Below are 26,008 nucleotides of genomic sequence, written 5' to 3'. Positions count from 1 at the left end.
TTTCCGGGCTTCTTTTTCATTTCATCGGGTTCAGTGTTTCTGCGTACCTCCACTGCTGGCGCGCACGACGACCTCGCAGCCCAGGGTCTGCGTTTCGTGGCAGGTGCGGCCGGGTTTTTCGATCGTCGTCGCAAGGCGTTCGAGCGCGTCGCGGCCGAGGTCGGCGATGCGCACGCGCACGGTGGTGAGCGCGGGCGTGATGTAGTGCGCGACGGGGATGTCGTCGAAGCCGGCGAGGGCGACGTCGTGCGGCACGCGCAGGCCGCTTTGCGCGAACGCGCGCAGGCAGCCGACGGCCATCATGTCGTTGGCGGCGAACACCGCGCGCGGCGGTTTGCCGCCCTTGGCGAGCGAGAGGCCCGCGCGATAGCCGGATTCTTCGCTGAAATCGCCTTTCACGATCCGGGCCGCGGCCTTCGGCGCGAACGTCGCCATCGCATCGACGTAGCCGCGTTCGCGCTGCTGCGCGTCGAAGTTGTCCCCGGGGCCGCTGACGAAGGCGATGCTGGCGTGTCCCGCATCGAGCAGGTGGCGCGTCATCGCGTGGGCGCCGCCGTAGTTGTCGATGTTGAGCACGTCGAATTGCGGGCTTTCGAGCGCGCTGTTGAGCAGCACGGCGGGAATCGACTCGGGCAGGTTGGCGCGCAGGAAGGCGGCGTCGACGTGCGGCGAGAGGATCAGCATGCCGTCGACGCGGCCCTGCATCGCGCGCAGCGCGGCGGCGGCCTCGTCGGCGTCGCCGTGCGAGGACGACACGAGCAGATGCAGCCCGTGCGCACGGGCGGCGAGGTCGATGCCGCGGATCAGCTCGGAGAAGAATTCCCCGTAGAGGTCGGGCAGCAGCGCGCCGACGGTCTGCGTGCGCTTGGTGATCAGGCTGCGCGCGGCGCTGTGCGGTACGTAGCGCAGGCGCTGGGCGATGCGGGAGATGCGGGCGCGCGTTTCGTCGGTCACCGCCGGCGATCCGTTGAGCGCGCGCGACACCGAAGCCACGGATACCCGTGCCTCGCGCGCGACATCCCGAATGGTTACCGCCATGCCTCGACGCCCTCCCGCGCAGTGCATACGACGCGTGCTCTCCGTTGCGGCGTTTATGCCTACGCTTTGCAAACGGTTACATGGTCTTGCCGGCGGAATGTAAACGTTTTCATCACGGTTTGCAAAAGCGGTGCAGCAAGAGGTCATTCTCGTATGCACGGGATGACGGCGTTTTGAATCTGGATTCCCGATCAATGCACATCCCAGTGCTGTTCGGGACGACCTATTTTGAATCTGCATCCCGTGTCATCGCACATCCCCGTGCTGCACGGGATGACGGCATCCTGGCGTCACTTGAGGAAATCATGGAATTTCTTGCGGAATTTCGCCACCTTCGGCGCGACGACGAGCTGGCAGTACGGCTGCTCGCCGTGCAGTTTGAAGTATTCCTGGTGGTAGTTTTCGGCCTTGTAGAACACCGTGAACGGCTGGACTTCGGTGACGATGGCGCCGTTCCACTCGTGGCTGTCGGCGGTCTCGCGAATCGCCTTTTCGATCGCCGCTTTCTGCGCGTCGTTGCGGTAGAAGGCGATCGAGCGGTATTGCGTGCCGACGTCGTTGCCCTGGCGGTTCAGCGTGGTCGGATCGTGGATCGTGAAGTAGGCGCGCAGGATCGTGTCGAGCGTGACGACGCCCGGATCGAACGTGATCTGCACGACTTCGGCATGGCCGGTGTCGCCGTCGGAGACTTGGGCATAGGTCGGGTTGGCGACGTGGCCGCCGGCGTAGCCGGACTCGACTTTCGTCACGCCTTTCAATTCGGTGAACACCGCTTCGAGGCACCAGAAGCAACCGCCGCCGAGCGTGATCGTCTCGCTCGCGGCGGGCGTTGCGGCCGGCGTCGTCGCGGCCACGGCAAAGGTCGTCGTCATGAGGATTCCAAGGACAAGGGTCGAGAGTCGGCGCAGCATGGTGTGTTCCGATGGGGGTCTATCGAAACAGACGCATGCAGCGGACAAAACCTTACGCTCGATGCAGGACCGGCCTTCAGAACGCCTCGATCGGCATCGCGAGCACGCTGCCGCCGCCGTCGACGATCACGTCGCGCTGGGCCGGCACCTGGCTGAGCAGATGTTCGGCGTGGAACCGCGCCGTGGCGATCTTGGCCGCGTCGAACGTGGCGTCGCCGGACGAACCTTGGGCGACGAGCAGCGCGCGCGCGAGCTGCCAGCCGGCCACGGTCGTCGCGGCCAGCATCAGATAGGGCACGGAACCGGCGAACACGGCGTTGACCTGCGGCTTCGCGTGGGCGACCACGTAGTCGACGACCTGCTCGAATGCTTCACGCGCAGGCTTGAGATACTTGAGCACGGCTTTCGCCTCGGCGCTGCCGGATTTGCCAAGCTCGGCTTCGGTCGCCGCGATCTGCGCCGCGATGGCCTTGGCCGTGCGGCCGCCGTCGCGCAGCGTCTTGCGGCCGACGAGGTCGTTGGCCTGGATCGCGGTCGTGCCTTCGTAGATCGTGAGGATGCGCGAGTCGCGATAGTGCTGCGCTGCACCGGTCTCCTCGATGAAGCCCATGCCGCCGTGCACCTGCACGCCGAGGCTCGTGGCGAGCAGGCTCATTTCCGTGGCGTAGCCCTTGAACAGCGGCACGAGGAATTCGTAGAGCGCCTGGTTCTGCTGGCGCACGGCCGCGTCGGGATGCGCATGCGCGCGGTCGTGCGCGCCCGCGGTGAGGTAACCGAGCGAGCGAGCGCCTTCGATGTGGGCGCGCATCGTCATCAGCATGCGGCGCACGTCGGGGTGGTGTACGATCGTGACGCTGTTCGGCGCGGAACCGTCGACCGGCCGCGATTGCACGCGCTCGCGCGCGTAGGCGACGGCCTTCTGGTAGGCGCGCTCCGCCACGGCGATGCCCTGCATGCCGACCGCGTAGCGCGCCGCGTTCATCATGACGAACATGTATTCGAGGCCGCGGTTCTCCTCGCCGACGAGGTAGCCGACCGCGCCGCCGTGGTCGCCGAACTGCAGCACCGCGGTCGGACTGGCCTTGATGCCGAGCTTGTGTTCGATGCTCGTGCAGTAGACGTCGTTGCGCGCGCCGAGGCTGCCGTCGGCGTCGAGCAGGAACTTCGGCACGACGAACAGCGAAATCCCCTTCACGCCTTCGGGCGCGCCCGCAACGCGCGCGAGCACGAGATGGACGATGTTCTCGGCCAGGTCGTGCTCGCCGTAGGTGATGAAGATCTTGGTGCCGAAGACCTTGTAGGTGCCGTCGCCCTGCGGCTCGGCGCGCGAACGCACGAGGGCGAGATCGGAGCCGGCCTGCGGCTCGGTCAGGTTCATCGTGCCGGTCCAGGTGCCTTCGATCATCTTCGGCAGCCAGGTTGCTTTGAGGTCGTCGCTGCCGGCGGTCAGCAGCGCCTCGATCGCGCCGTCGGTCAGCAGGGGGCAGAGCGCGAACGAAAGATTCGCGCTGTTGACGATTTCGAGCGCGGCGGCGAAGAAGGTCTTGGGCAATCCCTGCCCGCCGTGGTCGACCGGATGCTGCAATCCCTGCCAGCCGCCCTCGACGTACTGGCGGTAGGCGTCCTTGAAGCCGGGCGCCGTGGTGACGGCGTGGTCGTGCCAGCTCGCGGCGGCGACGTCGCCCGGCTGGTTCATCGGTGCGAGCACCGATTCGGAAAAACGCCCGGCTTCCTCGACGACGGCCTGCGCCATGTCGGCGTCGGCATGCTCGAAGCCGGGCAATGCGACGACCTCCTCGAGGCCGGCATGGTGGCGCATGCAGAAAAGCAGCTCTTTGACGGGCGCGCGGTAGGTCATGGTTTTTCGTTGCCGTATCGGGAATGGGCGGAGGGTTCCGTCGCCGCAGGCGTTCGGTCGCAGGTTCGCTGCGTTATTTGCGCGGATGCGGCACGCGCGAGCCGCCCGGCAGCCGCGCCCTGGGCGTCAACCGCATTTGGAATAGCCGCAGTTAAGGCAGGTGGCGCAGCCGTCCATCAGGATCACCGCTTGGGTGTTGCACTTGTTGCACATCGTCGCGCCGGGCGGGAAGGCGCTGACAGCGGGTTCGGTTTCGCCGTGCTTGCGCGCCGATTCGACGCCGGCGCCGGCGAGATCGGTGCTCAGGTCCTGCGGCGTGAGCCTGGCTTCGGCCTTGGCGGCGGCGGCGTCAGGCTTTTTTTTTGCGTCGCGGCCGGCCGCGCGCGCCTCGTAGGCGGCGCGCTTCTCGGCAATCAGGCGGCGCTGCTCGGGATCGAGTTCGGGATCGTGCAGCAGGCCGATCATCTTCAGGTGCTGCTCGACGATCGCGCCGAGCTCGGCCACGATCGAGGGCATGTAGACGCCGCCGGCCTTGAAGTAGCCGCCGCGCGGGTCGAACACGGCCTTCAGCTCGTCGACGAGGAAGGTGATGTCGCCGCCCTTGCGGAACACCGCCGACATGATCCGGGTCAGCGCGACGATCCACTGGAAGTGGTCCATGTTCTTCGAGTTGATGAAGATCTCGAACGGCCGGCGCAGCTCGTGCTCGGTGTCGGCATTGAGCACAATATCGTTGATCGTCACGTACAGCGCGTGCTCGAACAACGGCGATTTGATCTTGTAGGTCGCGCCGATCAGCGTGTCCGGACGCTCGACTTTCTCGTGCATCTGGATCACTTCGGCCTTGGACGGCACCTCGATCGCGTCGCGCGGATCGGGGCCGACGGTGGGAATCGCGCCGTCGTCGGGTTTGCCGACGCTGTAGCCTTTTATTTTTTTCGAGATCTTGATCGCCATGTCGAAGTGAAACGTTTCTGCGGTTGAAAAGTGCGGCCGGGACGATGCCTTTTGATCTTCGCGTCGGGGATGAACGCAAAGGCGACGGTCGACGAAGCCGCTCTCGCGGCTTCGCCGGCATGGTTACTTCTTCTTCGTTTTCGCGGCCTTCTTCGCCTTGGCGGCGAGCTCGGCCTTGGACTTGCGCTTCATGTCCATCGCATGGGCGCGCTTGTAGGTCTGGATGTCCTTGAAATGACCCTTGGCGTCGCGCACGGCGTAAAGCTTCTTGCCCTTGCTCGAATACAGCACGGTGCGGCGGGCTTTCTTCTTTGCCGCCTTCTTTGCCGTTTTCTTCGCGGCTTTCTTCGGAGCAGCCTTCTTCGCCACCTTCTTGGCGGCCTTCTTCGGCGCGGCTTTCTTTGCGACTTTCTTTGCGACTTTCTTGGCCGCTTTCTTCGCTGCGGCCTTCTTCGCGACCTTCTTGGCCGCCGCCTTGACCGTCTTCACGGCGGCGGCGGCTTTCTTCGCCACGGCTTTCTTCACGGCGGCCGCTTTTTTCACCACGGCGCTCTTCGCGGCGGCGGCGGTATTGCCCGCCGCGGCGGCGGTGTTGGCGACGGCGGTTTTCACTTCCGCCACGACCGCGCCGGTCTTCTCGACCGCGGCCTGGCCGACTTCCTGCGCTTTCTCTACGACGGCTTCGACCGCATTGCTCGCGGCTTCGCCGATGGACTCAACGCTCTGCATAAATTCCTCCGAGTTCGTAAGCACTAGATCTGAAGATTCAACGGCAACCACCCGAACGACGAGATGCGATTCGGTCCTGCGAATTTACCCTTTGCGCGGCGGCGTGCAAGTGCTTTTTTCTTTCCTTCTCCCGGGAGAAGGAAAGCAGGTCAGAATTTACCGTAGTAACCCTCTTTGAGCGCATCGAACAGGTTCGCGGCGGTATGCGTCTCGCCGTCGTATTCGATTTCCTCGTTGCCCTTGACCTCGACCACGCTGCCGTCCTCGAGCTCGAAGCGGTAGAGCGTGTTCTCGAGGTCCGACTCCTTGACGAGAACGCCCTGGAACGCGGCCGGATTGAAGCGGAACGTGGTGCAGCCCTTCAAGCCCTGCTTGTGCGCGTAGCGGTAGATGTCCTTGAAGTCCTCGTACGGATAGTCGGTCGGCACGTTCGCGGTCTTCGAGATCGACGAATCGACCCAGCGCTGCGCCGCGGCCTGAATGTCGACGTGCTCGGTCGGCGTGACGTTGTCGGCGGCGATGAAATAGTCCGGCAGCTTGGCCTCGGCGTCGTCGCTGAACGGCATCGCCTTGGCGTTGATCAACTCGCGGTAGGCGAGCAGTTCGTAGCTGAACACCTCGACTTTTTCCTTGGTTTTCTTGCCTTCGCGGATCACGTTGCGGCTGTAGTGGTGGGCGAAGCTCGGCTCGATGCCGTTCGAGGCGTTGTTCGCGAGCGACAACGAAATCGTGCCGGTCGGCGCGATCGAGGAATGGTGGGTAAAGCGCGCGCCGACCTCGGCCAGTTCGTTGACCAGTTCCGGCGCCACTTCAGCCACACGCTGCATGTAGCGGCTGTACTTCGCGTGCAGCACCTTGCCCGCGATCCTGTCGCCGGCCTGGTAGCCGTCGCGCGCCATTTCCGGGCGCTGGCGCAGCATCTTCGCCGTCACCTCGAATTCCTGGGTCATGATCGGCGCCGGGCCCTTCTCTTTGGCCAGCGAGGCGGCGACTTCCCAGCCCGCGATGGCCATCTCGCGCGCGATCTGCTCGGTGAATTCGCACGATTCCTTCGAGCCGTATTTCATTTTCAGCATCGTGATCGTCGAGCCCAGGCCGAGGAAGCCCATGCCGTGACGGCGCTTGGACAGGATCTCCTCGCGCTGCTGCGCCAGCGGCAGGCCGTTGATCTCGACCACGTTGTCGAGCATGCGCGTGAACACGCGCACGACTTCCTTGTACTCGTCCCAGTCGAAACGCGCCTTCGGCCCGAACGGATCGCGCACGAAAGTGGTGAGATTCACCGAGCCGAGCAGGCAGGAACCGTAGGGCGGAAGCGGCTGCTCGCCACACGGGTTGGTCGCGCGGATATTCTCGCACCACCAGTTGTTGTTCATCTCGTTGACGCGGTCGATCAGGATGAAGCCCGGCTCGGCGTAGTCGTACGTCGAGGTCATGATCATGTCCCACAGGTGCTTGGCGCGGATGTGGCCGTACACCTTGCACGCGACGAGGCCGTCCTCGCGCGTGACGTAGTTCTTCGTCGTCGGCCAGTCGCGCCAGATCACCTTGGCCGGGTCGGCGAGGTCGATTTCGTCCTTTTCCTTGACGTTGATCGGGAACACCAGCGGCCAGTCGGCGTCGTTCTCGACCGCCTGCATGAAGCCGTCGGTGATCAGCAGCGACAGGTTGAACTGGCGCAGGCGGCCGTCCTCGCGCTTGGCGCGGACAAAGTCCTTGACGTCGGGATGGCCGATCTCGAACGTGCCCATCTGCGCGCCGCGGCGGCCGCCGGCGCTGGACACGGTGAAGCACATCTTGTCGTAGATATCCATGAACGACATCGGCCCCGACGTGTACGCGCCCGCGCCCGAGACGTAGGCGCCGCGCGGGCGCAGCGTCGAGAATTCATAGCCGATGCCGCAGCCGGCCTTGAGCGTCAATCCCGCCTCGTGGACCTTTTCCAGAATCCCGTCCATCGAATCCTCGATCGTGCCCGAGACGGTGCAGTTGATCGTCGAGGTGGCCGGCTTGTGCTCCAGAGCGCCGGCGTTCGAGGTCACGCGTCCGGCCGGGATCGCGCCGCGGCGCAGCGCCCAGAGAAAGCGCTCGTACCAGTATTTCTGTTTTTCCGGCGTCGCCTCCGGCTCGGCCAGCGCGCGCGCGACGCGCTGGTAGGTGCCGTCAATGCTCGCGTCGACCGCCTCGCCCTTCTTCGACTTCAGGCGATACTTCTTGTCCCAGATGTCGTAGGAAGCCGGTTGCAGCGGGATTGTCGCCTCGCCGCGATCCAGGGCTTCGACACGTACGGTACTCATCGTTGGCGTTCTCTCTGATCCTGTTAAGGTTGCGGCATTCCGTGCAGCGAAACCTACCCCTTTCATTGACCGCGCTTTGTGCTTCCGTTGCCAAATCCAAAGGAAAGCTCCCCTGCGGCGCCTTTCCCGGTTCGACCCGGTTCTACGGCACCCGATTTTCGTGTTGCTTGAATTGTCGCGTCTGTTGCCTCGTCCAGCGCTCGATGCGCCGTCTTGCATGTTCGCCTCGTCGCCGAACCCCAATCCCTTGGGGATACAATGTTGCAAAGTACACAACATCTTGTGGCTGCGAAGCGGAAGCAACCCTACCCCTTGAAAATTTGCTTGTCAAAGGATTTTTTTAACTTCGAATAATCAACGAGTTGCAACGCTCAATTATGATGGAGCATGAATTTCCGGTTCGGCCTGCGCGAAACCGCGACAGAACGCCGTTTTCGCTGTTCCACCGGCCTTGAAACGGGAACGTGCGATCAAACTTGCGGTCTTTGCAAAGCACACGAACCCAGTCAAAAGAAGGAACTCATGCGCCGCTTCTTCCGTTCCGCCCGCCTCGCCGACCCTATGCGTAAATTCAGCCTCTCCCTGGCCGTTCTCGTCGCGGCGTTCGCCGCATGCGGCCGCCTCGCGACCAGTCACGCCGCCCTGCCTGCCGCCGTCGACGGTCAACCGCTGCCCTCGCTCGCACCGATGCTCGAGCGCGTCGTCCCGGCGGTGGTCAACATCAATTCGAAGACGCACGTGCGGGTCAACAACCCGTTCATGAACGATCCGTTCTTCCGCCAGTTCTTCGGCATGCAGAACATGCCGCGCGAGCGCGTCGAGCAGTCGCTCGGTTCGGGCGTGATCATCGACGCGGGCAAGGGCTACGTGCTGACCAACAACCATGTGATCGACGGCGCCGACGACATCTCCGTCACCCTGCACGACGGACGCACGCTCAAGGCGAAGCTGATCGGCAACGACCCCGATACCGACGTGGCGGTGATCCAGATTCCCGCGGAGAACCTCGTCACGCTGCCGCTCGCCGATTCGAGCCAGTTGCGCATCGGCGATTTCGTCGTCGCGATCGGCAATCCGTTCGGCGTCGGCCAGACCGCCACCTCGGGCATCGTCTCGGGCCTCAACCGCACCGGCCTGCGCGGCCTCGGCATCCAGAACTTCATCCAGACCGACGCGTCGATCAATCCCGGCAACTCGGGCGGCGCGCTCGTCAACCTGCGCGGCGAACTGGTCGGCATCAACTCGGCGATCTTCTCGCCGTCGGGCGGCAACGTCGGCATCGGCTTTGCGATTCCGTCCAACCTCGCCAGCAACGTGATGGGCCAGCTCATTGCGACCGGCAGCGTGCGCCACGGCTCTCTCGGCGCGCAGGTGCAGAGCGTCAATGCGGAGATCGCGCGCATGCTCGGCGTCAAGGAGGACCAGCAGGGCGCGGTCGTCACCCAGGTGCGCGACGGCTCGCCTGCGGCCAGCGCCGGCCTGCAGACGGGCGACGTGATCGTCGCCGCGAACGGCCGTCCGGTGCAGAACGAGGCCGATCTCTACAATGCCGAAGGCCTCGCCGCAATCGGCTCGACGATCGATCTCAAGCTGCTGCGCGAGGGCAAGCCGCTGACGGTGAGCGCGCGCATCGAGGCCGAGAAGGTGGCGTCGAGCGACGGCGCCAGGCTCGACGCGCGCCTCGCCGGCGCGACGTTCGCCGACGTGAGCGAACGCGCGCGCGCCGACGGCAAGAGCGGCGTCGGCGTCGCGAACGTCGCGCCGGGCAGCCGCGCGGCGCAGCTCGGGCTCAAGGCCGGCGACGTCGTCTTCGGCGTCGGCCGCCTGCGCGTGAACACGCTCGCCGAACTGACCCAGTTGATGAAGCGCGGCCTGCGCCAAGTCCAACTCGTGGTCGCGCGCGGCGGCGATACGTTCGTGGTCACGCTGCAGTAATGTTCCCTGGCCGAGACTTCGGCGATAATCAACGTTTCTTCCCGAAACCACTGGATTGCCGCCCTGTGTCAAATGCACATAAATATACTTTTACCGCCGCCGCCTGCGCGCTCGGCCTGATGTTCGGCGCGGGTTGCGTCGTTTTCGCCTTCGCCCAGGACGCGGCGCAGAAGCCCAAGGCCGCGAATTTCTCGGACGTCCAGACCACGGCCAAGACCGCGCCGGAGAAACCGGCGAAGGCTCCCTCCGCCGCGAAGCCCGCGACCCCCGCAAAAACCGAGGCCGCCGCCAAGCCCGCGGCGAAGAAAGCGGTCGCCGTCAAGACGGTCGGCAAGGTGCCGTCGGGCATCATCTGGCGCGGCGACCGCGCGACCGAGCGCGGCTTCGTCGCCGACCTGGCCAAACAGTACGAGCTGTCCAGGCTCGGCAAGGTCACGATGCAGCCGTTCAGCACGATCTCGGGCATCGACGCGGTCAACGACGGCACGGCCGACGTCGCCGGCAGCGCGCGTCCGGCCATGCCGGGACGCGCGGAAGAGGCGAACCTGACGTTCTACCCGGTCGCCTGGGAAGCGATGGTGCCGATCACCTCGCCGAAGAACCCGGCCGACAACGTCACCCTCAAGCAGCTCTACGACATCTACAGCGGCCAGCTCAAGACCTGGAAGGACCTGGGCGGCCCGGACGAGCCGATCAATCTTTACGCGATCGCCGCGCCGCTCGACGGCGTCGACTACGTGCTGCGCAAGTACATCTACAACAAGGGCGACCAGGCAGTGTGGGCGCAGCGCCAGTACATGAACACGGCCAAGCTCGAGGAGGGCGTAACGATCGATCCGCACGGCCTCGGCTTCACCACGCTGTCCTCGGTCTGGAACAACAAGGCGATCAAGATCCTCAAGGTCGAAGGCGTCGCCGCGAGCACGGCGACGATCAAGGACGGCAGCTATCCGCTCTACGCGCCGCTCTATCTCGCCGCGAAGAAGGACGGCAAGAATTTCGAGGCGACCGAGAAGTTCATCAAGTACGCCGGTTCCGACGCGGGCAAGGCGATCATCCGCAAGCACCAACTGGTGCCGATCGACGACGCGCCGGTGCTGGCCGACGAGCTCGAAAAGAATTCGGCCTGGGTCGCCCAGCGCGTTCTCGGCCAGGGCACGCCGCGGCCGATGGCAGCGCCGAATGCGACGGCTGATTTCCTGCTGCGTACGCAGCCGAACTCGATCGAAGCGCGGTCCGCCAAGGCGCAGGCGGCCGAAATCGCGGCGCAAAAAAAGGCCGCCGCTTCAGGCGCGACCGGAAAGCCGTAGCCGGCCTGCGGCTCTGCGATGCGCCTGACCGCGATCCGCGCGATCACGTTCGATCTCGACGACACGCTGTGGCCGATCGAGCCGGTGATGCAGCGCGCCGAGCAGCGGCTCGACGCGTGGCTGCGCGCGCACTGTCCGCGCGCAGCCAAGGCATATCCGGTCGAGGCGATGCGTGTGCTGCGCGACCGCGTCGCCGGCGAAAACCCGCAACTTGCCCACGATTTCAGCGCACAGCGGCGGCTGTCGCTGCGTGAAGCATTGCTGCCGCACGGCTACCGCGACGATCACGTCGATGCGGCCTTCACCGCGTTCTATGCCGAACGCAACCGCGTGGAGTGCTACGCCGACGCGCTGCCCGCGCTCGAACGCCTTGGCGGGCGCTATCCGCTCGCGGCGATCAGCAACGGCAACGCCGATCTCGGCGCGATCGGCCTCGTCGCGCATTTCCGCTTTGCCCTGCACGCGAGCGCGTTCGGCACGGCCAAGCCCGCCGCGGACATTTTCCATGCGGCCTGCGAAAGACTGTCGTTCGCACCGGAGGAAGTGCTGCATGTCGGCGACGATCCCGCGCTCGACGTGATCGGCGCGCATCGCGCCGGCCTGCGCAGCGTCTGGTTGCATCGCGGCACGATGGGTTGGGACGAGGCATCGGGACAATCCGATATCCGGCCCGACCTGATCGTGCGCGACCTGGCCGAACTCGCCGACCTGCTCGAACGATAGCCTCGCGCCTGCCGTGGCTACGGCTATTTCTTCGCTCTGGTTGCTGTCGCGCTCGGCAACTGGTCGAGCAGGAAGGCATACGCCTCGGCGGTTTCGCGCCAGTGCGTGTAGCGGCCGCTCTGGCCGCCGTGGCCGGCTTCCATGTTGATCTTGAACAGCAGCGGATTGGCGTCGGTCTTCGTCGCGCGCAGCTTGGCGACCCATTTCGCCGGCTCGTAGTACTGCACCTGCGAGTCGTTGAGTCCGGTGCTGACGAACATCGCCGGATACGCCTGCGCCTTGACGTTGTCGTAGGGCGAATACGCGAGCATGGTCTTGTAGAACTTCGTGTCCTGCGGATTGCCCCATTCGTCGAATTCGTTGGTCGTCAGCGGAATCGAGTCGTCGAGCATCGTCGTCACCACGTCGACGAACGGCACCTGGGCGAAGATGCCGCGGTAGTCCTGCGGCGCCATGTTGGCGACCGCGCCCATCAGCAGGCCGCCTGCGCTGCGGCCGAACGCGAACACCTTGTCCTTCGCTGCGATTTTCTGCGCGACGAGATACTCGGTCGTGTCGATGAAGTCGGTGAACGTGTTCTTCTTCTTCAGCAGCTTGCCGTCCTCGTACCAGGCGCGGCCCATTTCGCCGCCGCCGCGTATATGCGCGATCGCGACGACGAAGCCGCGATCGAGCAGCGAAACGTACGCGGGCGAAAAGTGCGGATCGTACTGCGCGCCGTAGGCGCCGTAGCCGATCTGGAACATCGGCGCGGTGCCGTCGCGCTTCGTGTCTTTTCGATACGCGATCGACACGGGAATCTTCGTGCCGTCGCGCGCGACGGCCCAGACCCGCTCGGTCGCGTAGTTCGCGGCGTCGTAGCCGACCACCGCGTCGCGCTTGCGCTCCTCGCGCTTGCCGGTGCGCATATCGAGGTCATAGACCGTTTTCGGCGTGACCAGCGAAGTGACCTCGTAACGCAGCACGTCGGTGTCCGTTTCGCGGTTGTCGCCGATCGTCGCCGCATAGTCGGCTTCGTCGACTTCGACGAGGTGCGACGCGCCCGCGCGCCACGGCTTGATGCGCACGCGCGCGAGGCCCTCGCTGTGCTCGCCGACGACGAGGTAATCGCGGAACACGGCGATGTCGTCGATGGTCGCATCGCCGCGCGCGGGAACGATCTCGTGCCAGCGTTTCCTGTCGCCGACCGCCGCGTCGTCGACCTGCATCACGCGGTAGTTCTTCGCCTGCCAGTTGGTGCGGATCACCCAGCGCCGGTCGATGTGCGCGGCGTGGTATTCGAAGTCGTGCTCGCGCGGCGCGAGCACCTTGAAGCGCGCCTTCGGCTGGCTTGCGGGAATGAAGCGGATTTCGCTCGACAGCGTGGAGTGCGATTGGATCGCGATGAACTTGTCGTCGCGCGTGCGCTCGAGGTCGAGATAGTAGCTGTGGTCGCGCTCCTCGTAGACGACCGGATCGCGCTTCGCGTCGGTGCCGAGCACGTGCTTCTTCACGCGTACGGTGAGCAGGGTCACCGGATCGTTCTCGACGTAGAACAGCGTGCGGTTGTCGTCGGCCCAGGCCATCGCGCCGGACGTGTTCTTCAGCTCGTCGGGCAGCGTCTTGCCGCTGGCGAGATCCTTGAAGCGGATCGTGAACTGCAAACGTCCGGCCGTGTCGTCGGCCCAGGCGATCAGCTTTTCGCCGGGGCTGACCTCGTAGCCGCGGATCTGGAAGAAGCCGTGGCCGTGCGCGAGTTCCGGGCCGTCGAGCAGGATCTGCTCGCTTGCGTCGACGCTGCCGCAGCGGCGCACGCTGACCGGATACTCCGCGCCCTGCGCGTAGCGCGTCTGGTACCGGCAATGGCGGTACTTCACCGGCACGCTGGCATCGTCGGGCGCGATGCGAGCGGTGATCTCGCGGTACAGCGCGTCCTGCAGGCCCTGCGTGTGCTGCGTCATCTGCGCGTAGTAGGCGTTTTCGGCCTTGAGGTAGTTCAGCACTTCGGGCTTGCTGCGCGTGTCGTCGCGCAGCCAGTAGTAATTGTCGATGCGCGTGCCGTTCGGCGAGGGCACGGCATACGGGTGTACCGCCGCGACGGGCGGCTGCGGCGCGGGCGGGGGCGCCTCGCGCGGCGGCACCGCGCAGCCGGCGAGCAGCAGTCCGGCCAGCAGCGGCACGGCAGAAAAACGGATTCCGGAAAACGGGATCGCGGACATGGAGGGCGCAGCCATTTCGATGCGATGCGCGATGGTAGACAGCCGTGCAGCGGGAAACAATGCACGAGCGGCGGGCTAACGGAATTCAAACGTTTCGCCGCCTGCGGATTCGCTTCGACCGAAGCTCATGGCAGCGGCTTCTCGTAGCGCCACGCATCGGCGCCGTCCTCGTAGAAGCCGGGCTTCTCGCCGAAACGATGGAAGCCGAGGCGCTCGTACAGCGCGATCGCGGCGGCGTTGTCCTTGCGCACTTCCAGGCGCAGGCGGGTGCGGGCATGGGCGCGCGCCGCCGCCTCGACCGCGGCCACGAGCGCCTTGGCGACGCCGCGGCCGCGCGCTCGCGCCTCGACCGCGATCGAATACAGCCGCGCGATATCGCTGCCCGCGCGATGGAACACGACGGCCTTGCCGAGCAGGCCGCCGGCATCGACCGCGGCGAGCACCGTCGCCGTCGCGCTGTGCAGGTGCCGGCGGTATTGCCGACGCGAGAGATGGTCGGTCGTGAACGCGGCGCGCTCGAGCGCGAGCAGGGCGTCGAGGTCGCTGGCGGACGCGGGACGGATCGAGAAATCGGAATGCGCGGCGGACATGCCTCCAGCCTAAGCCACCGGCGCCAGCCGGGGCAACGACACGTCGCGATGAACTCGGCGTAAACGCCCCGCAATTCTTAAATTCCGTCAGCGGGCGGGCATTGCAATTGTGGCAAACTGCGCGGCGCTTCGCCGCCCTCCTTCCCGGACCAGCGACCCACCGCCGCCGCAGTTCAAACAAGCATGAGCCGCCTCGTCATCGTCGTGGAAAAAGCCTCGGACTGGGGCTCGTACTATCCGTCGGACAACGTCGTCGTCGCGCAGGATTACCTGAAGGAGCCGATCGACGCCGACGACGAGCGCGTGCAGGTCATCAATCTCTGCCGCAGCTACAAGTATCTCGGCATCGGCTACTACGTTTCGTTGCTGGCCGAGGCGCGCGGGCACAAGGTCATTCCGTCGGTGCGCACGATCAACGACCTGCGCAAGCGTGCGCTGTACGGCCTCGACATCGAGGACCTCAACCAGAAGCTGATCAAGTTCCTGCCCGAGGGCGGGCGCGACGCGACCGATTTCGGCGTGCTCGTCTACTTCGGCGAGACCAGCTATGCGCCGCTGTCCGACCTCGTGCGCCAGGTGTTCGAGACGTTTCCGTGCCCGATCCTGCGCCTCGAATTCGAACGCGAGAAAGTCTGGCAGATCGCCGCGATCAAGCCGGCCGGCCTGCACACGCTGACCGACCAGCAGGAGGACTCGTTCGCGGCCTCGCTCGACAAGTTCTCGAAGAAGCTCTGGCGCAAGCCGCGCGCGCGCAGGAGCTACCGCTACGACATCGCGATGCTGGCCGATCCGAACGAGGCGATGCCGCCGTCGAACAAGCGCGCGCTGAAGTCCTTCGTCGAAGCCGGCAAGGAGATCGGCATCGAAGTCGAGATCGTCGGCAGGAACGACTACACGCGCCTCGCCGAATACGACGGCCTGTTCGTCCGCGAGACGACCGCGATCGACAACCACACCTACCGTTTCGCCAACAAGGCGGAGAAGGAAGGCATGGTCGTCATCGACGATCCGGGCTCGATCCTCAAGTGCACGAACAAGATCTACCTGCACGACCTGCTCAAGTCGCGCAAGCTGGCCACGCCGAAGACCGAGATCCTCTACCGCGACGACGCCTCGAGGCTCGCCGAGCTGCCCGACCTGCTCGGCTTCCCGATCGTGCTGAAGATTCCGGACGGATCCTTTTCGCGCGGCATCGTCAAGGTGGAAACGGTCGAGGAATTGAAGAAAGCTGCCGACGACCTGTTCCAGCACACCGCACTCGTGCTCGCGCAGGAGTTCATGTTCACCGAATTCGACTGGCGCATCGGCGTGCTCGACGGCGAAGCGCTGTACGCCTGCCAGTACTTCATGTCGCGCGGGCACTGGCAGATTTACAACCACGGGCCGAACGCGTCGCAGAAATCCGGCGGCTTCAAGACCCTGCCCGTGCGCGACGCGCCGGGCGAGGTGGTCAAGCTCGCGCTCAAGGCCACCGCGTCGATCGGCGACGGCCTCTACGGCGTCGATCTCAAGCAGAACGGCAACCGTACCGTCGTCATCGAAGTCAACGACAATCCCTCGATCGACGCCGGCGTCGAAGACGACTACCTCGGCGAGGACTTGTACCGCCGCATCATGGAGGAATTCCTGCGCCGGCTCGAACGCAAGCGGCTCGGCATCACGGATTGATCGGCTGACCGCGACAACTCCCTCTTGGCGACGGAACTCATGTACGGCATAATACCGTACATGAGTTCCGTCGCCGACCGCCTCGAAGTTCGCACCAGCGAGCAGGACAAGAAGATCGTCGCCCGCGCCGCCGAGTTGCGCGGCGAAACGGTCTCTTCCTTCGCGCGCGCCGTGCTCGTGCGCGAGGCAAGGAAGATCCTCGAGTCGGAGGAGGTCGTGACGCTTTCCGCTGCCGCCTCGCGTCGTTTCGTGCAGGCTCTGGATCGTCCGTTCGCCCCGAACGCGGCATTGCGCAAGGCCATGGCCAAGGCCGACAAGCTCGGCTTGTAATTTCCGCGCCGTGGCGCTTGCGATCGAAAAGCTGCAAGCGGCGCGCCATGATCGGACGCGTTTTCGTTGTGGCGCGGCCGAACTCGATCGCTTCCTCAAGGAACTCGCTGGCCAGCATCAGCGCAAACATTTTTCCACCACGTACGTGCTCGTCGACGACATGACGCCGGCCGGGATTCTCGGCTTCTATTGCCTGAGTTTCGGCGCAATGAACCTCGTGGATTTGTCGCCTGCGGAGCAAAAGAAGCTGCCCAGGCATCCTGTACCGGTAGCGCGTATGGGGCGACTCGCCGTGGACGAAAGCTGCCGTGGCAAAGGGTACGGCGCGCTGTTGCTACAGAACGCCGTCAAGCGCTGTCTCAACGTGCGCGAGGAAATCGCGCACTACGCGCTGGTCGTGGACGCGAAGAACGAAACGGCCGCCCGTTTCTATGAGCACTTCGGTTTCATGCCCTGCACCGGCGACGAGGCGCAGTGGTATTTGCCGCTCGGCAAAACGCCTTAGGATCGGACTTTCGCCAAGCACATACTTCCGAAAAAAGGGGCCATCCTTGGCCCTACCAACTAGCGGAACAGGAAAGCGGCGAGCAGGGTGCCGTGTCGGTGGCTCGAACGGCGCGATGCGGACGATTTGCGCACGCGGCGCGGGGCAGGCTGTGCATGCAAGCGACGCAAACGTCCCAGCACTTTGGTCGATGCGGCGAACAACGCGCGCCGACGCAGGATCGCAAGCTGCGCGGCAGGAACGATCACGAGCCAGAGCGGCAGCCAGCCGATCCATTCGCTGCGCCCGCGCAATGCCGGCAGAAACAGCACGGCAAAGCAGCCGACAACGAGCCAAACCTGCGCGATGCGCACGGCAATGGCAGGTTCTCCCTTGCCGAACAATGGCAGCACACTTGAATACGAAACGGTTGCACGCATGATCTACTCCTCGTCACGTTGCATGCGAGGATGCGGCAGGGTCATCTCAGCGGTTGAGATTGCTCCGTTCCGCGTGCGGGGCGCGCTTGCACGGTAGGCGAACGCTTTGCCAGCCCGCATAATGCAATCCCATCCGGAGGACAGCGGAATGGAAGCTTCGCACTTCCTGCAATACATGGTGATGTTCCTCGCCGCGGCGGTGGTCGCGGTGGCGCTGTCCAAGCGCGCCGGACTCGGCGCCGTGCTCGGCTATCTCGGCGCGGGCGCGCTGATCGGTCCGAGCTTCCTCGATCTCGCGCCGGACATGAGCCAGGCCAACGAGCTGTCCGAACTCGGCGTGATCCTGCTGCTGTTCGTGATCGGCCTTGAACTTTCGCCCGCGCGCCTGTGGCTGATGCGCCGCGCGGTGTTCGGCGCGGGTCTGGTCCAGGTGGTGTTGTCCGCGCTGATCCTCGGCGGCATCGCGGTCGCGTTCGGCGTCGCCGCGTCGAGCGCGGTCATCATCGGCCTCGCCCTGGCGCTGTCGTCGACCGCGATCGGCCTGCAGATCCTCGCGGAGCGCAAGGAGATCGGCGAGCCGCACGGGCGCCTCGCGTTCGCGATCCTGCTGTTCCAGGACCTGGCTGCGATCCCGATCCTCGCGCTCGTGCCGTTGCTCGGCGTGCACGATGCGGTCGCGGCCGGCGGCAACACCTGGATCGCCGCCGCCAAGGCGATCGGCATCCTCGCGCTGGTCGCGGTCGGCGGCCGCTATTTGCTGCGCCCGGTCTTCCGCGCGGTCGCGAAGACGCAGATTCCCGAAGTGTTCACCGCGATGTCCCTGCTCGTCGTGTTCGGCGCGGCGTGGCTGATGCAGCTCGCCGGGATGCAGATGTCGCTCGGCGCGTTCCTAGCCGGCGTGCTGCTCGCCGATTCGGAATTCCGCCACGAGATCGAAGCGCAGATCGACCCGTTCCGCGGATTGCTGCTCGGCTTGTTCTTCGTCGGCGTCGGCATTTCGCTCGACCTGCAGCTGGTCAGGCAGCAGCCGCTGGCGGTCGGGTTGATCGTGCTCTGCATCCTCGCGGTCAAGGGTGCCGTGCTGCTCGCCATCGGCCGTTTCTTCAGGAAGAAGCTCGACTTCAACGAAACGGTCAGGCTCGCGCTCGTGCTCGCCGGCGGCGGCGAGTTCGCTTTCGTCGTGCTCAATCTCGCGCGCGATCATGAACTGCTCGAAACGGGTCAGCACAGTCTGCTCGCCGTTTCGGTCACCTTGTCGATGGCTTTGATCCCGCTGCTTGTGGTCGGCGGCGGCCGCCTGTTCACGGGGCAGAAGAAAAAGCCGCAGCGCGAATTCGACGTCATCACGGACCAGCATCCGCGCGTCATCATCGCCGGTTACGGCCGCGTCGGCCAGATCGTCGCGCGCGTGCTGCGCGCGCAGAAGATTCCGTTCACCGCGCTGGAAAGCTCGGTTGAACAGGTCGAGTTCGTGCGTCGCTTCAACCAGAACATCTACTTCGGCGATTCGAGCCGGCCGGAGTTGCTGCGCGCCGCGGGCATTGAGAAGGCCGAGATCTTCGTGCTGACCACCGACGATCCCGAGCTCAACATCCGCACGGCGCGCATCGTCAAGCGCCTGTACCCGCACATCAAGATCATCGCGCGCGCGCGCAACCGCCAGCACGTCTGGCGGCTGATGGACTTGAACATCGACGGCATCGTGCGCGACACGTTCTATTCGAGCCTAGCCATGGCCAAGGGCGTGCTCATCGACCTCGGCATCGCCCCCGAAATCGCCAAGGCGCGCATCGACATCTTCCGCAAGCGCGACGAACAACTGCTGCGCGACCAGCATCTCGTCTACGACGACGAGGCTGCGCTGCGGCAGACCGCGCAGGAAGCGCTCGCCGACCTCGACCGGCTGTTCGAAGCCGACGAGCGCCCGGTGCAAATCAGGAACGACGAGGACGACGAAGACAAAGCCATGATTGCGGACACGACTTGAGCGGTTTCGTCGGCGCTATTGGCGTTTCGTCGCATTCTCTCGGCATCCATGCCATTGGGCACTCCCGCGGCGGCTTGAACAGGCATAGAGTGGTCCCCAGATGGGCCTTATTCCAAGGTCATCGCGAGGTCGACGATGCTGACTTTCATCCTCTGGCTGTTGCTGTTCGTGTTCTGCTGGCCGGTCGCGCTGCTTGCGCTGATCCTCTACCCGATCCTCTGGTTGCTGTTGCTGCCGTTCCGCCTCGTCGGCATCGCGCTCGAAGGCGTGTTCGAATTCCTGCGCGCGCTGCTGCTCTTGCCCGCGCGCGCGCTTGGCGGACAGCCGGCGGCGCGTTGAGCCGGCGCGGCGCCGGCTCAAGCTCTTTTCTTGCGGCTGCGGCGCGGCCGACGCTTGCGCATTCGGCCATGGCCATTTGCCTTGCAAACCCCGCGTCGTAGATCCCCGGAACATTCCCCTCAGGATGCGGCCTCCTCGCTCCATTCGAAGCGGTAGCCCAAGCCGTAGATCGAAGCGATCGGATCGACGCCGACGTCGGCGAGCTTGCGCCGCAGGTTCTTGACGTGGCTGTCGACGGTGCGGTCGCTGACGACGCGATGGTCGTTGTACAAGGCGTCCATGAGCTGCTGGCGCGAATAGACGCGCCTGGGTTGCGAAGCAAGCTTGCGCAGCAGGCGGAATTCGACCGGCGTCAGCGCGATCGGCGTGCCGCGCACGCGCACCTCGAAACGCGCTTCGTCAAGATCGATCGCGGACGGCGCGCCGGGTGCGGCCGGCGCCGTTCGCCGCAGCACGGCCCTGACGCGCGCAACGACCTCGCGAGGGCTGAACGGCTTGCAGATATAGTCGTCGGCGCCGAGTTCGAGGCCGAGCAGGCGATCGATCTCCTCCACGCGCGCGGTCAGCATCAGCACGGGCACGTTGGCGATGCGCGCATCGGGCAGCGCGCGCAGCGCGCGGCAGATGTCGAGACCGTCGATGCCGGGCAACATCAGGTCGAGCAGGACGACGTCGGGCGCGTGCTCGCGAATCCACTCGACCGTGCCCGCGCCCATCTCGCGCACGCTGACGTGGAAGGCCGCCGCGGCGAGATAGTCCCGCAGCAACGCGGCGATCTTTGGCTCGTCTTCGACGACGAGAATGTGCTTGGCCGAATCGGGCTTGATCGAATCGGCTTTAGCCGCCGCTTTCCCTGCCTGATCGTTCATCGTTGCGTTCATGCAAGTGGCTCCGTGGCGTTCGGAAGATCGACGAGGATGCGCAGACCGCCGAGTTTCGATGCCTCGGCGCGAATCGTGCCGCCGTGCGCTTCGACGATCGCGCGGCAGATCGAAAGGCCCAGGCCAGCCCCGCCGCTCGCGCGCCCGCGCGCCGCGTCGACACGATACAGCCGTTCGAACAGAAACGGCAACGAGGCGGCCGGCACGCCGGGCGGCGTGTCGTCGATGCTGGCGCGCACGCAATCGGACGTACGCGTCAGCGCGATGCGGATGCGACCCGGCGCGTCGGTATAGCGGCGCGCGTTGGCGATCAGGTTGTCGAACAACTGGCCCAGGCGCCGCGCGTCGCCGCGCACGGCGAGAGCATCGCCGGGGAGATCGAGATCGAGCGCAAGGCCCCCATCCGCGCAGGCGCGCTTCTGCAACTGCGCGGCATCGCGCACGGTTTCGACGAGATCGAGCGTCTCGAAACGGTATTCGAGCGCGCCCGCGTCCGCGAGCGAAAGCTGGTAGAGATCCTCGATCAGACCCGAGAGGCGACCTCCCTCCGCGGCGAGCGAGTCGAATGCGGCCGGCGTCGGCGCGCGCACGCCGTCCTGCAGCGCCGCGATTTCGCCACGCAACACGGAGAGCGGTGTGCGCAGTTCGTGGGCGATGTCCGCACCCCAGCGCCGGCGCGCCTCACGGTGCGCCTCGAGCGTCTGCGCGAGGCGGTTGAAGTCGCGCGCGAGCGCACCGAGTTCGGCGCTGCCCGTCGGCGCGATGCGCTGGGCGTAGTCGCCCGCGGTCAGCGCGTGTACGCCTTGGGTCAGCGCGCGCACGGGTGCGAGCAGCCACCGCGCGATCGCGAAGGCAAAGCCAAGCGCGACGAGCAGCGCCACGACTCCGGCCGCCATCGCCGCGTGGCGCTGGGCGAGCGCGAAGGCGAGGTCGGGCCCGCCGAAGGCGCGTGCGGGAGTCTTGCGCGTGAGCAGGCTGCCGACGTCCTTGCCGCCGTACTGGAGCGGCACACGCAACAGATCGCGATCGTCGGCGAGGTGCGGGTCGCCGACAACGATCGTTCCCGCCGCGTCGACCAGCAACACCCGGCTCGACGGGCCTTCGCGCGGTGGCGGCGCGCCGTGCGGCGGTTCGGGGCTGCCGTCCAAATGCGGTTCGCGCGGCGGTGGCATGTCGCGGGGTGGCTTCGTTTCGTCTTCGCGTGACGGTGGCGCATCGTCGGGGCCACGCGGCGGCTCCTCGTCCACGGCTTTGCGCTCGAGGCGAAATGGATCGATGTAGGTGTCGAACGTGCGTGCGTCGCCGCGCAGAAAGTCCCAGGAAGCGCCGTGTTCCGCATAGACTCCGGCGAGCCGCCGTGCCGCGGATTGCAGCCGCTGCAGCGAGACGGCGTCGAGATAATTCGAAAAACCTTCGCGGAAATTGCGCTGCTGCCAGACGACGAAGCCGACGATGATCGCCACGCTCAGCACGGCAAACGCGAGGAACAGGCGATGCCACAGCCGCAAACGCATCGGGATCGTACGCAATGGGAAACGGCACCCACGATAGCGCGCCGGGCTCGTCCGCGGAACCACGGCACCTGCGGTTCCACCGTTTTTCCACAGTTATCGTTTCGAATGTCCCGTGTCGTAATAGTCGCGGCGGCCGAACAGATCGGGCTTGATCAAGTCGATGAACGCACGCGACTGTTCGGACAGGTATTTGCCCTTGCGCACCACCACGCCATAGCTGCGCTGCGGGAAGTAGCGGCGCAAATTGCGCGCGACGAGGCGCTGCTCGTCGCTCGGCGCGATGCAAATGCCGGTGACGATCGAAATGCCCTGGCCCATGCCGACGTACTGCTTGATCACTTCCCAGCCGCCGACCTCGATCGCGACGTGGTATGGCACCTTGCGCTGCTGGAAAACGAGATCGACCATGCGATAGGTCGTCAGGCGCTGCGGCGGCAGGATCAGCCCCCAGGGCGAGATGTCCTCGAGCGTGATTTCCGCCTTGTCGGCCAGCGGATGGCCGTGCGGCACGATCAGCATCGGATCGAACCAGCGCACGGGCTCGTATTCGATGTCGTGCGGCACGTCGAGCATCGAGCCGACCGCGAAATCGACCTTGTCCGAACGCAGCAGGGCGAGGCCGTCGATGCCGGTGACGTTGGCGAGTTCCAGGCGCACGTCGGGAAACTGCTCGCGATAGGCGCGCACCCATTCGGGCAGCAGGTACTGGATCGTCGAATTGCCGCAGGCGATGTGGATTTCGCGCGCGGGCTCGCCGGTGCGGCGGTTGCGGAACTGGTGGTCGAGGTTCTCCATGCCTTCGACCAGCGGCCGGGCGAGGTCGTAGAGCAGTTGGCCGTCGGCGGTCAGCGCGAGGCGCGGGCGCGTGCGCTCGAGCAGGCGCGCGCCGAAGTCCGATTCGAGCGCGGACAACTGCAGGCTGACCGACGACGGCGACAGGAATAGCGACTCCGCCGCGCGCACGACCGTGCCGAATTTGACCGCGTAGCAGAACGCGCGCAGCTGCTTGAGGCGGCTGCCCTTGTAGTAGAACCGCGCCGATTCCGCGTCCGCGCCGCGCTTGACCGCCGCTCGCGGCTTGCCCGGGCGGCGCCTGCCGGCAGCGGTCTTGCCCCCTCTGGTGACCGAATTCGTGGGTGTCATCCGTTTGCAAATCAATGAAATAGATAATTTTTGACAATTTCAAATTATTGCGTTGAAACATTTGGTTTGTCAAACAGGCCGATCAAGCCTAGGGTGCTGCCATGCAACAAAGTTTGCCGGAGCAGAACGATGGCTTGCAGTGCAATGACGGGCTTGGACGGCCGCGCCGCCCCGAGCGGAACGCCGGCGACGCGTTCGGACTTCGCCGCCTGCGTCGATCGTTGTGTGCGTGCGCTGATCGACGGCCGGCAATCGGCCGCGCTCAACGCGCAGACGCAGTTGAGCCGCTGGCTGGGCGACGACGCGGTCACGCTCGCCGACGGTTCGCCGATCGACCATGCGCTGTTCGACGAGGCGATCCTCAGCGTGCAGGAACGTGTCGCGCCCGCCGACGGAACTCCCGGCCTCGCCCGCCTGCTGCGCGCCTCGCGCGAGGTGGCCGAAACGATCTACGCGCAACACCGACCGCTCTGACTTGCGCGCAAACCGGAAAGACCGTCATCCCTTCCCCAACCCAACCTCATCAACGCAGGATCCGAGCATGAAACCGAGCCTCCCCACCGCCGAACAGATCAAGCTGGACTGGGCCAACAACCCGCGCTGGGCCGGCATCAAGCGCAACTACACGGCCGAGGACGTCGTGCGCCTGCGCGGCACCGTGCACGTCGAGCACTCGCTCGCGCGCCTCGGCGCCGAGAAGCTGTGGAAGTCGCTGCACAACGAGGATTTCGTCAACGCGCTCGGCGCCCTGACCGGCAACCAGGCGATGCAGCAGGTCAAGGCCGGCCTCAAGGCGATCTATCTCTCCGGCTGGCAGGTCGCGGCCGATGCCAACCTCGCGGGCCAGATGTATCCGGACCAGTCGTTGTATCCGGCCGACTCGGTGCCGGCCGTGGTCAAGCGCATCAACAACGCGCTGCTGCGCGCCGACCAGCTCTATCACGCCGAGGGCGACGACTCGGTCGACTTCCTGCAGCCGATCGTCGCCGACGCCGAGGCTGGCTTCGGCGGCGTGCTCAACGCGTTCGAACTGATGAAGGCGATGATCGAGGCCGGCGCTGCCGGCGTGCATTTCGAGGATCAGCTCGCTTCGGTGAAGAAGTGCGGGCACATGGGCGGCAAGGTGCTCGTGCCGACGCGCGAAGCGGTCGAGAAACTCAACGCCGCGCGCCTCGCCGCCGACGTGTTCGGCGTGCCGACGATTCTCGTCGCGCGCACCGACGCGGAAGCCGCCGACCTGCTCACGAGCGACGTCGACGCGAACGACAAGCCCTTCACCACGGGCGAGCGCACGGTCGAAGGCTTCTACAAGACCAAGAACGGTCTCGACCAGGCGATCTCGCGCGGCCTCGCCTACGCGCCGTATGCCGATCTCGTCTGGTGCGAAACCGGCAAGCCCGATCTCGAATTCGCGCGCAAGTTCGCCGAGGCGATCCACAAGAAATTCCCGGGCAAACTGCTCGCCTACAACTGCTCGCCGTCGTTCAACTGGAAGAAGAACCTTGACGACGCGACGATCGCCAGGTTCCAGAAGGAAATCGCCGGCTACGGCTACAAGTTCCAGTTCATCACGCTGGCCGGCTTCCACGCGCTGAACTACTCGATGTTCAACCTCGCCCACGGCTACGCGCGCCGCCAGATGAGCGCCTTCGTCGAACTGCAGGAAGCCGAGTTCGCCGCGGCCGACAAGGGCTTCACCGCGGTCAAGCACCAGCGCGAAGTCGGCACGGGCTACTTCGATGCGGTCACGCAGACGATCCAGCAGGGCCAGTCGTCGACGACCGCGCTCAAGGGCTCGACCGAGGAAGAGCAGTTCCACGGCCACAAGGCAGCGTAAATCCGGCGCTGCGGTCGGGCGATGTGGAGCACAGGCGGCTCCGCATCGCGTATTGCCGGACAGCCTTTGTGTAACCGAAGCGCGTTACGTCGTCGCCGATGAACTCGAGTTCGCGGCCAATGCCGCGATCGCACTGCGGCGGCCGCTGTTGATCAAGGGCGAGCCGCACGGGCAGGACCCTGCTCGCCGTGGAGTCGGCGCGTGGCCGGATCTCTGCCGACACGGCACAAACTTGGATTTCCCCCGCGTGGCCCCATAATGTCGAATCCTTCGACCGCCTGGATGTGCCATGCAGGAAAGTTTCCACGCCACGACCATCGTCTCCGTGCGCCGCGACGGCAAGGTCGTGATCGGCGGCGACGGTCAGGTCACGCTCGGCGCGACCGTGGTCAAGGCCAACGCGCGCAAGGTGCGCCGGCTCGGCGCCAAGGGCGAGGTGCTCGCAGGTTTCGCCGGCGCGACTGCCGATGCGTTCACCCTGTTCGAGCTGTTCGAGCAGAAGCTCGACAAGCACGGCAACAACCTCACGCGCGCCGCGGTCGAACTGGCGAAGGACTGGCGCACCGATCGCCGCCTCGGCCGCCTCGAGGCGATGCTCGCCGTCGCCGACAGGGATGCCTCGCTGCTGATCTCCGGCAACGGCGACGTGCTCGAACCCGAGCACGGCCTCATCGCGATCGGCTCGGGCGGCCCGTATGCGCAGGCGGCCGCGCGTGCACTGCTCCAGCATTCGCAACTCGGTGCGCGCGAGATCGTGGAGAAGGCGCTCGGCATCGCTGGCGACATCTGCATCTACACCAACCACAACGTCACGATCGAAGAGCTATAGCTGTTCCCTT

23 protein-coding genes are annotated in these 26,008 nt (G+C 65.5%); 11 read left to right on the top strand and 12 right to left on the bottom strand.

Going from position 1 to position 26,008, the window contains the following annotated elements; translation table 11 throughout:
- Window positions 1-30 precede the first annotated feature (30 nt).
- From QM741_RS04045 to QM741_RS04020, 6 genes are all read right to left on the bottom strand, one after another.
- Window positions 31-1,038 carry a LacI family DNA-binding transcriptional regulator gene (locus QM741_RS04045; protein WP_415206459.1) on the bottom strand — a complete coding sequence of 336 codons (1,008 nt, stop codon included), beginning with the start codon at window positions 1,036-1,038 and terminating at the stop codon, window positions 31-33.
- A 290-nt stretch (window positions 1,039-1,328) separates the two neighbouring features.
- Window positions 1,329-1,910 (bottom strand): peptide-methionine (S)-S-oxide reductase MsrA, encoded by a 582-nt coding sequence (msrA, locus tag QM741_RS04040; protein ID WP_415206458.1) that lies wholly within the window; start codon window positions 1,908-1,910, stop codon window positions 1,329-1,331.
- Window positions 1,911-2,025: 115 nt separating this feature from the next.
- Complete coding sequence (locus tag QM741_RS04035) at window positions 2,026-3,807, bottom strand: acyl-CoA dehydrogenase (protein ID WP_415206457.1); 1,782 nt, start codon at window positions 3,805-3,807, stop codon at window positions 2,026-2,028.
- Between the two features lie 126 nt (window positions 3,808-3,933).
- Window positions 3,934-4,764 carry an NrdJb gene (locus QM741_RS04030; RefSeq protein ID WP_415206456.1) on the bottom strand — a complete coding sequence of 277 codons (831 nt, stop codon included), beginning with the start codon at window positions 4,762-4,764 and terminating at the stop codon, window positions 3,934-3,936.
- 123 nt (window positions 4,765-4,887) lie between these two features.
- Window positions 4,888-5,493: a hypothetical protein gene (locus QM741_RS04025; protein WP_415206455.1), complete on the bottom strand. Its 606-nt coding sequence runs from the start codon at window positions 5,491-5,493 to the stop codon at window positions 4,888-4,890.
- A gap of 149 nt (window positions 5,494-5,642) precedes the next feature.
- Entirely contained in the window at window positions 5,643-7,790 is a 2,148-nt protein-coding gene (locus QM741_RS04020; RefSeq protein ID WP_415206454.1) for an adenosylcobalamin-dependent ribonucleoside-diphosphate reductase, read from the bottom strand.
- A gap of 561 nt (window positions 7,791-8,351) precedes the next feature.
- On the opposite strand from QM741_RS04020, the gene QM741_RS04015 reads away from it, so the two are divergent.
- From QM741_RS04015 to QM741_RS04005, 3 genes are all read left to right on the top strand, one after another.
- Window positions 8,352-9,725 carry a DegQ family serine endoprotease gene (locus QM741_RS04015; protein WP_415206453.1) on the top strand — a complete coding sequence of 458 codons (1,374 nt, stop codon included), beginning with the start codon at window positions 8,352-8,354 and terminating at the stop codon, window positions 9,723-9,725.
- A 65-nt stretch (window positions 9,726-9,790) separates the two neighbouring features.
- Complete coding sequence (locus QM741_RS04010) at window positions 9,791-11,035, top strand: substrate-binding domain-containing protein (RefSeq protein ID WP_415206452.1); 1,245 nt, start codon at window positions 9,791-9,793, stop codon at window positions 11,033-11,035.
- Between the two features lie 18 nt (window positions 11,036-11,053).
- Complete coding sequence (locus QM741_RS04005; RefSeq protein ID WP_415206451.1) at window positions 11,054-11,758, top strand: HAD family hydrolase; 705 nt, start codon at window positions 11,054-11,056, stop codon at window positions 11,756-11,758.
- 23 nt (window positions 11,759-11,781) lie between these two features.
- Here QM741_RS04005 and QM741_RS04000 read toward each other — a convergent pair whose 3' ends face one another.
- Window positions 11,782-13,956, bottom strand: a complete 2,175-nt coding sequence (locus QM741_RS04000) for a S9 family peptidase (protein WP_415206450.1) — start codon at window positions 13,954-13,956, stop codon at window positions 11,782-11,784.
- Between the two features lie 125 nt (window positions 13,957-14,081).
- Entirely contained in the window at window positions 14,082-14,546 is a 465-nt protein-coding gene (locus QM741_RS03995; protein ID WP_415206449.1) for a GNAT family N-acetyltransferase, read from the bottom strand.
- Window positions 14,547-14,729: 183 nt separating this feature from the next.
- On the opposite strand from QM741_RS03995, the gene QM741_RS03990 reads away from it, so the two are divergent.
- From QM741_RS03990 to QM741_RS03980, 3 genes are read left to right on the top strand one after another with little or no spacing between them, the layout of a single operon-like run.
- Window positions 14,730-16,214 (top strand): RimK family protein, encoded by a 1,485-nt coding sequence (locus QM741_RS03990; RefSeq protein ID WP_415206448.1) that lies wholly within the window; start codon window positions 14,730-14,732, stop codon window positions 16,212-16,214.
- Between the two features lie 60 nt (window positions 16,215-16,274).
- Window positions 16,275-16,544 carry a DUF1778 domain-containing protein gene (locus QM741_RS03985; RefSeq protein ID WP_415206447.1) on the top strand — a complete coding sequence of 90 codons (270 nt, stop codon included), beginning with the start codon at window positions 16,275-16,277 and terminating at the stop codon, window positions 16,542-16,544.
- Between the two features lie 10 nt (window positions 16,545-16,554).
- Window positions 16,555-17,049, top strand: a complete 495-nt coding sequence (locus QM741_RS03980; protein WP_415206446.1) for a GNAT family N-acetyltransferase — start codon at window positions 16,555-16,557, stop codon at window positions 17,047-17,049.
- 59 nt (window positions 17,050-17,108) lie between these two features.
- Here QM741_RS03980 and QM741_RS03975 read toward each other — a convergent pair whose 3' ends face one another.
- Complete coding sequence (locus QM741_RS03975; RefSeq protein ID WP_415206445.1) at window positions 17,109-17,468, bottom strand: hypothetical protein; 360 nt, start codon at window positions 17,466-17,468, stop codon at window positions 17,109-17,111.
- A 148-nt stretch (window positions 17,469-17,616) separates the two neighbouring features.
- On the opposite strand from QM741_RS03975, the gene QM741_RS03970 reads away from it, so the two are divergent.
- Together QM741_RS03970 and QM741_RS03965 are read left to right on the top strand one after the other, a co-directional pair.
- A complete protein-coding gene (locus QM741_RS03970) occupies window positions 17,617-19,455 on the top strand; it encodes a monovalent cation:proton antiporter-2 (CPA2) family protein (protein ID WP_415206444.1) in 1,839 nt (612 codons plus the stop codon).
- A gap of 135 nt (window positions 19,456-19,590) precedes the next feature.
- A complete protein-coding gene (locus QM741_RS03965; RefSeq protein WP_415206443.1) occupies window positions 19,591-19,794 on the top strand; it encodes a hypothetical protein in 204 nt (67 codons plus the stop codon).
- Between the two features lie 119 nt (window positions 19,795-19,913).
- Here QM741_RS03965 and QM741_RS03960 read toward each other — a convergent pair whose 3' ends face one another.
- The 3 genes from QM741_RS03960 to QM741_RS03950 all read right to left on the bottom strand — a co-directional run bounded on the left by QM741_RS03960 (window position 19,914) and on the right by QM741_RS03950 (window position 23,332).
- Window positions 19,914-20,675, bottom strand: coding sequence for a response regulator (locus QM741_RS03960; RefSeq protein WP_415206442.1), 762 nt, complete (start codon window positions 20,673-20,675; stop codon window positions 19,914-19,916).
- A complete protein-coding gene (locus tag QM741_RS03955) occupies window positions 20,672-22,189 on the bottom strand; it encodes an ATP-binding protein (protein WP_415206441.1) in 1,518 nt (505 codons plus the stop codon). The genes QM741_RS03960 and QM741_RS03955 overlap by 4 nt, the downstream gene beginning before the upstream one ends.
- A 93-nt stretch (window positions 22,190-22,282) precedes the next feature.
- A complete protein-coding gene (locus QM741_RS03950) occupies window positions 22,283-23,332 on the bottom strand; it encodes a LysR family transcriptional regulator (RefSeq protein WP_415206440.1) in 1,050 nt (349 codons plus the stop codon).
- Window positions 23,333-23,461: 129 nt separating this feature from the next.
- Here QM741_RS03950 and QM741_RS03945 point away from each other — a divergent pair, with 129 nt between their 5' ends.
- From QM741_RS03945 to hslV, 3 genes are all read left to right on the top strand, one after another.
- Window positions 23,462-23,806, top strand: coding sequence for a hypothetical protein (locus tag QM741_RS03945; RefSeq protein ID WP_415206439.1), 345 nt, complete (start codon window positions 23,462-23,464; stop codon window positions 23,804-23,806).
- Window positions 23,807-23,873: 67 nt separating this feature from the next.
- Window positions 23,874-25,169, top strand: coding sequence for an isocitrate lyase (gene aceA, locus QM741_RS03940; protein ID WP_415206438.1), 1,296 nt, complete (start codon window positions 23,874-23,876; stop codon window positions 25,167-25,169).
- 289 nt (window positions 25,170-25,458) lie between these two features.
- Window positions 25,459-25,998, top strand: a complete 540-nt coding sequence (gene hslV / locus QM741_RS03935) for an ATP-dependent protease subunit HslV (RefSeq protein ID WP_415206437.1) — start codon at window positions 25,459-25,461, stop codon at window positions 25,996-25,998.
- Window positions 25,999-26,008 lie beyond the last annotated feature (10 nt).

Source organism: Rudaea sp. (assembly GCF_047601565.1).
GTDB lineage: Bacteria > Pseudomonadota > Gammaproteobacteria > Xanthomonadales > Rhodanobacteraceae > Rudaea.
Note: the sequence above shows the minus strand (reverse complement) of the source record. Positions and strands in the feature narration are given on the sequence as shown.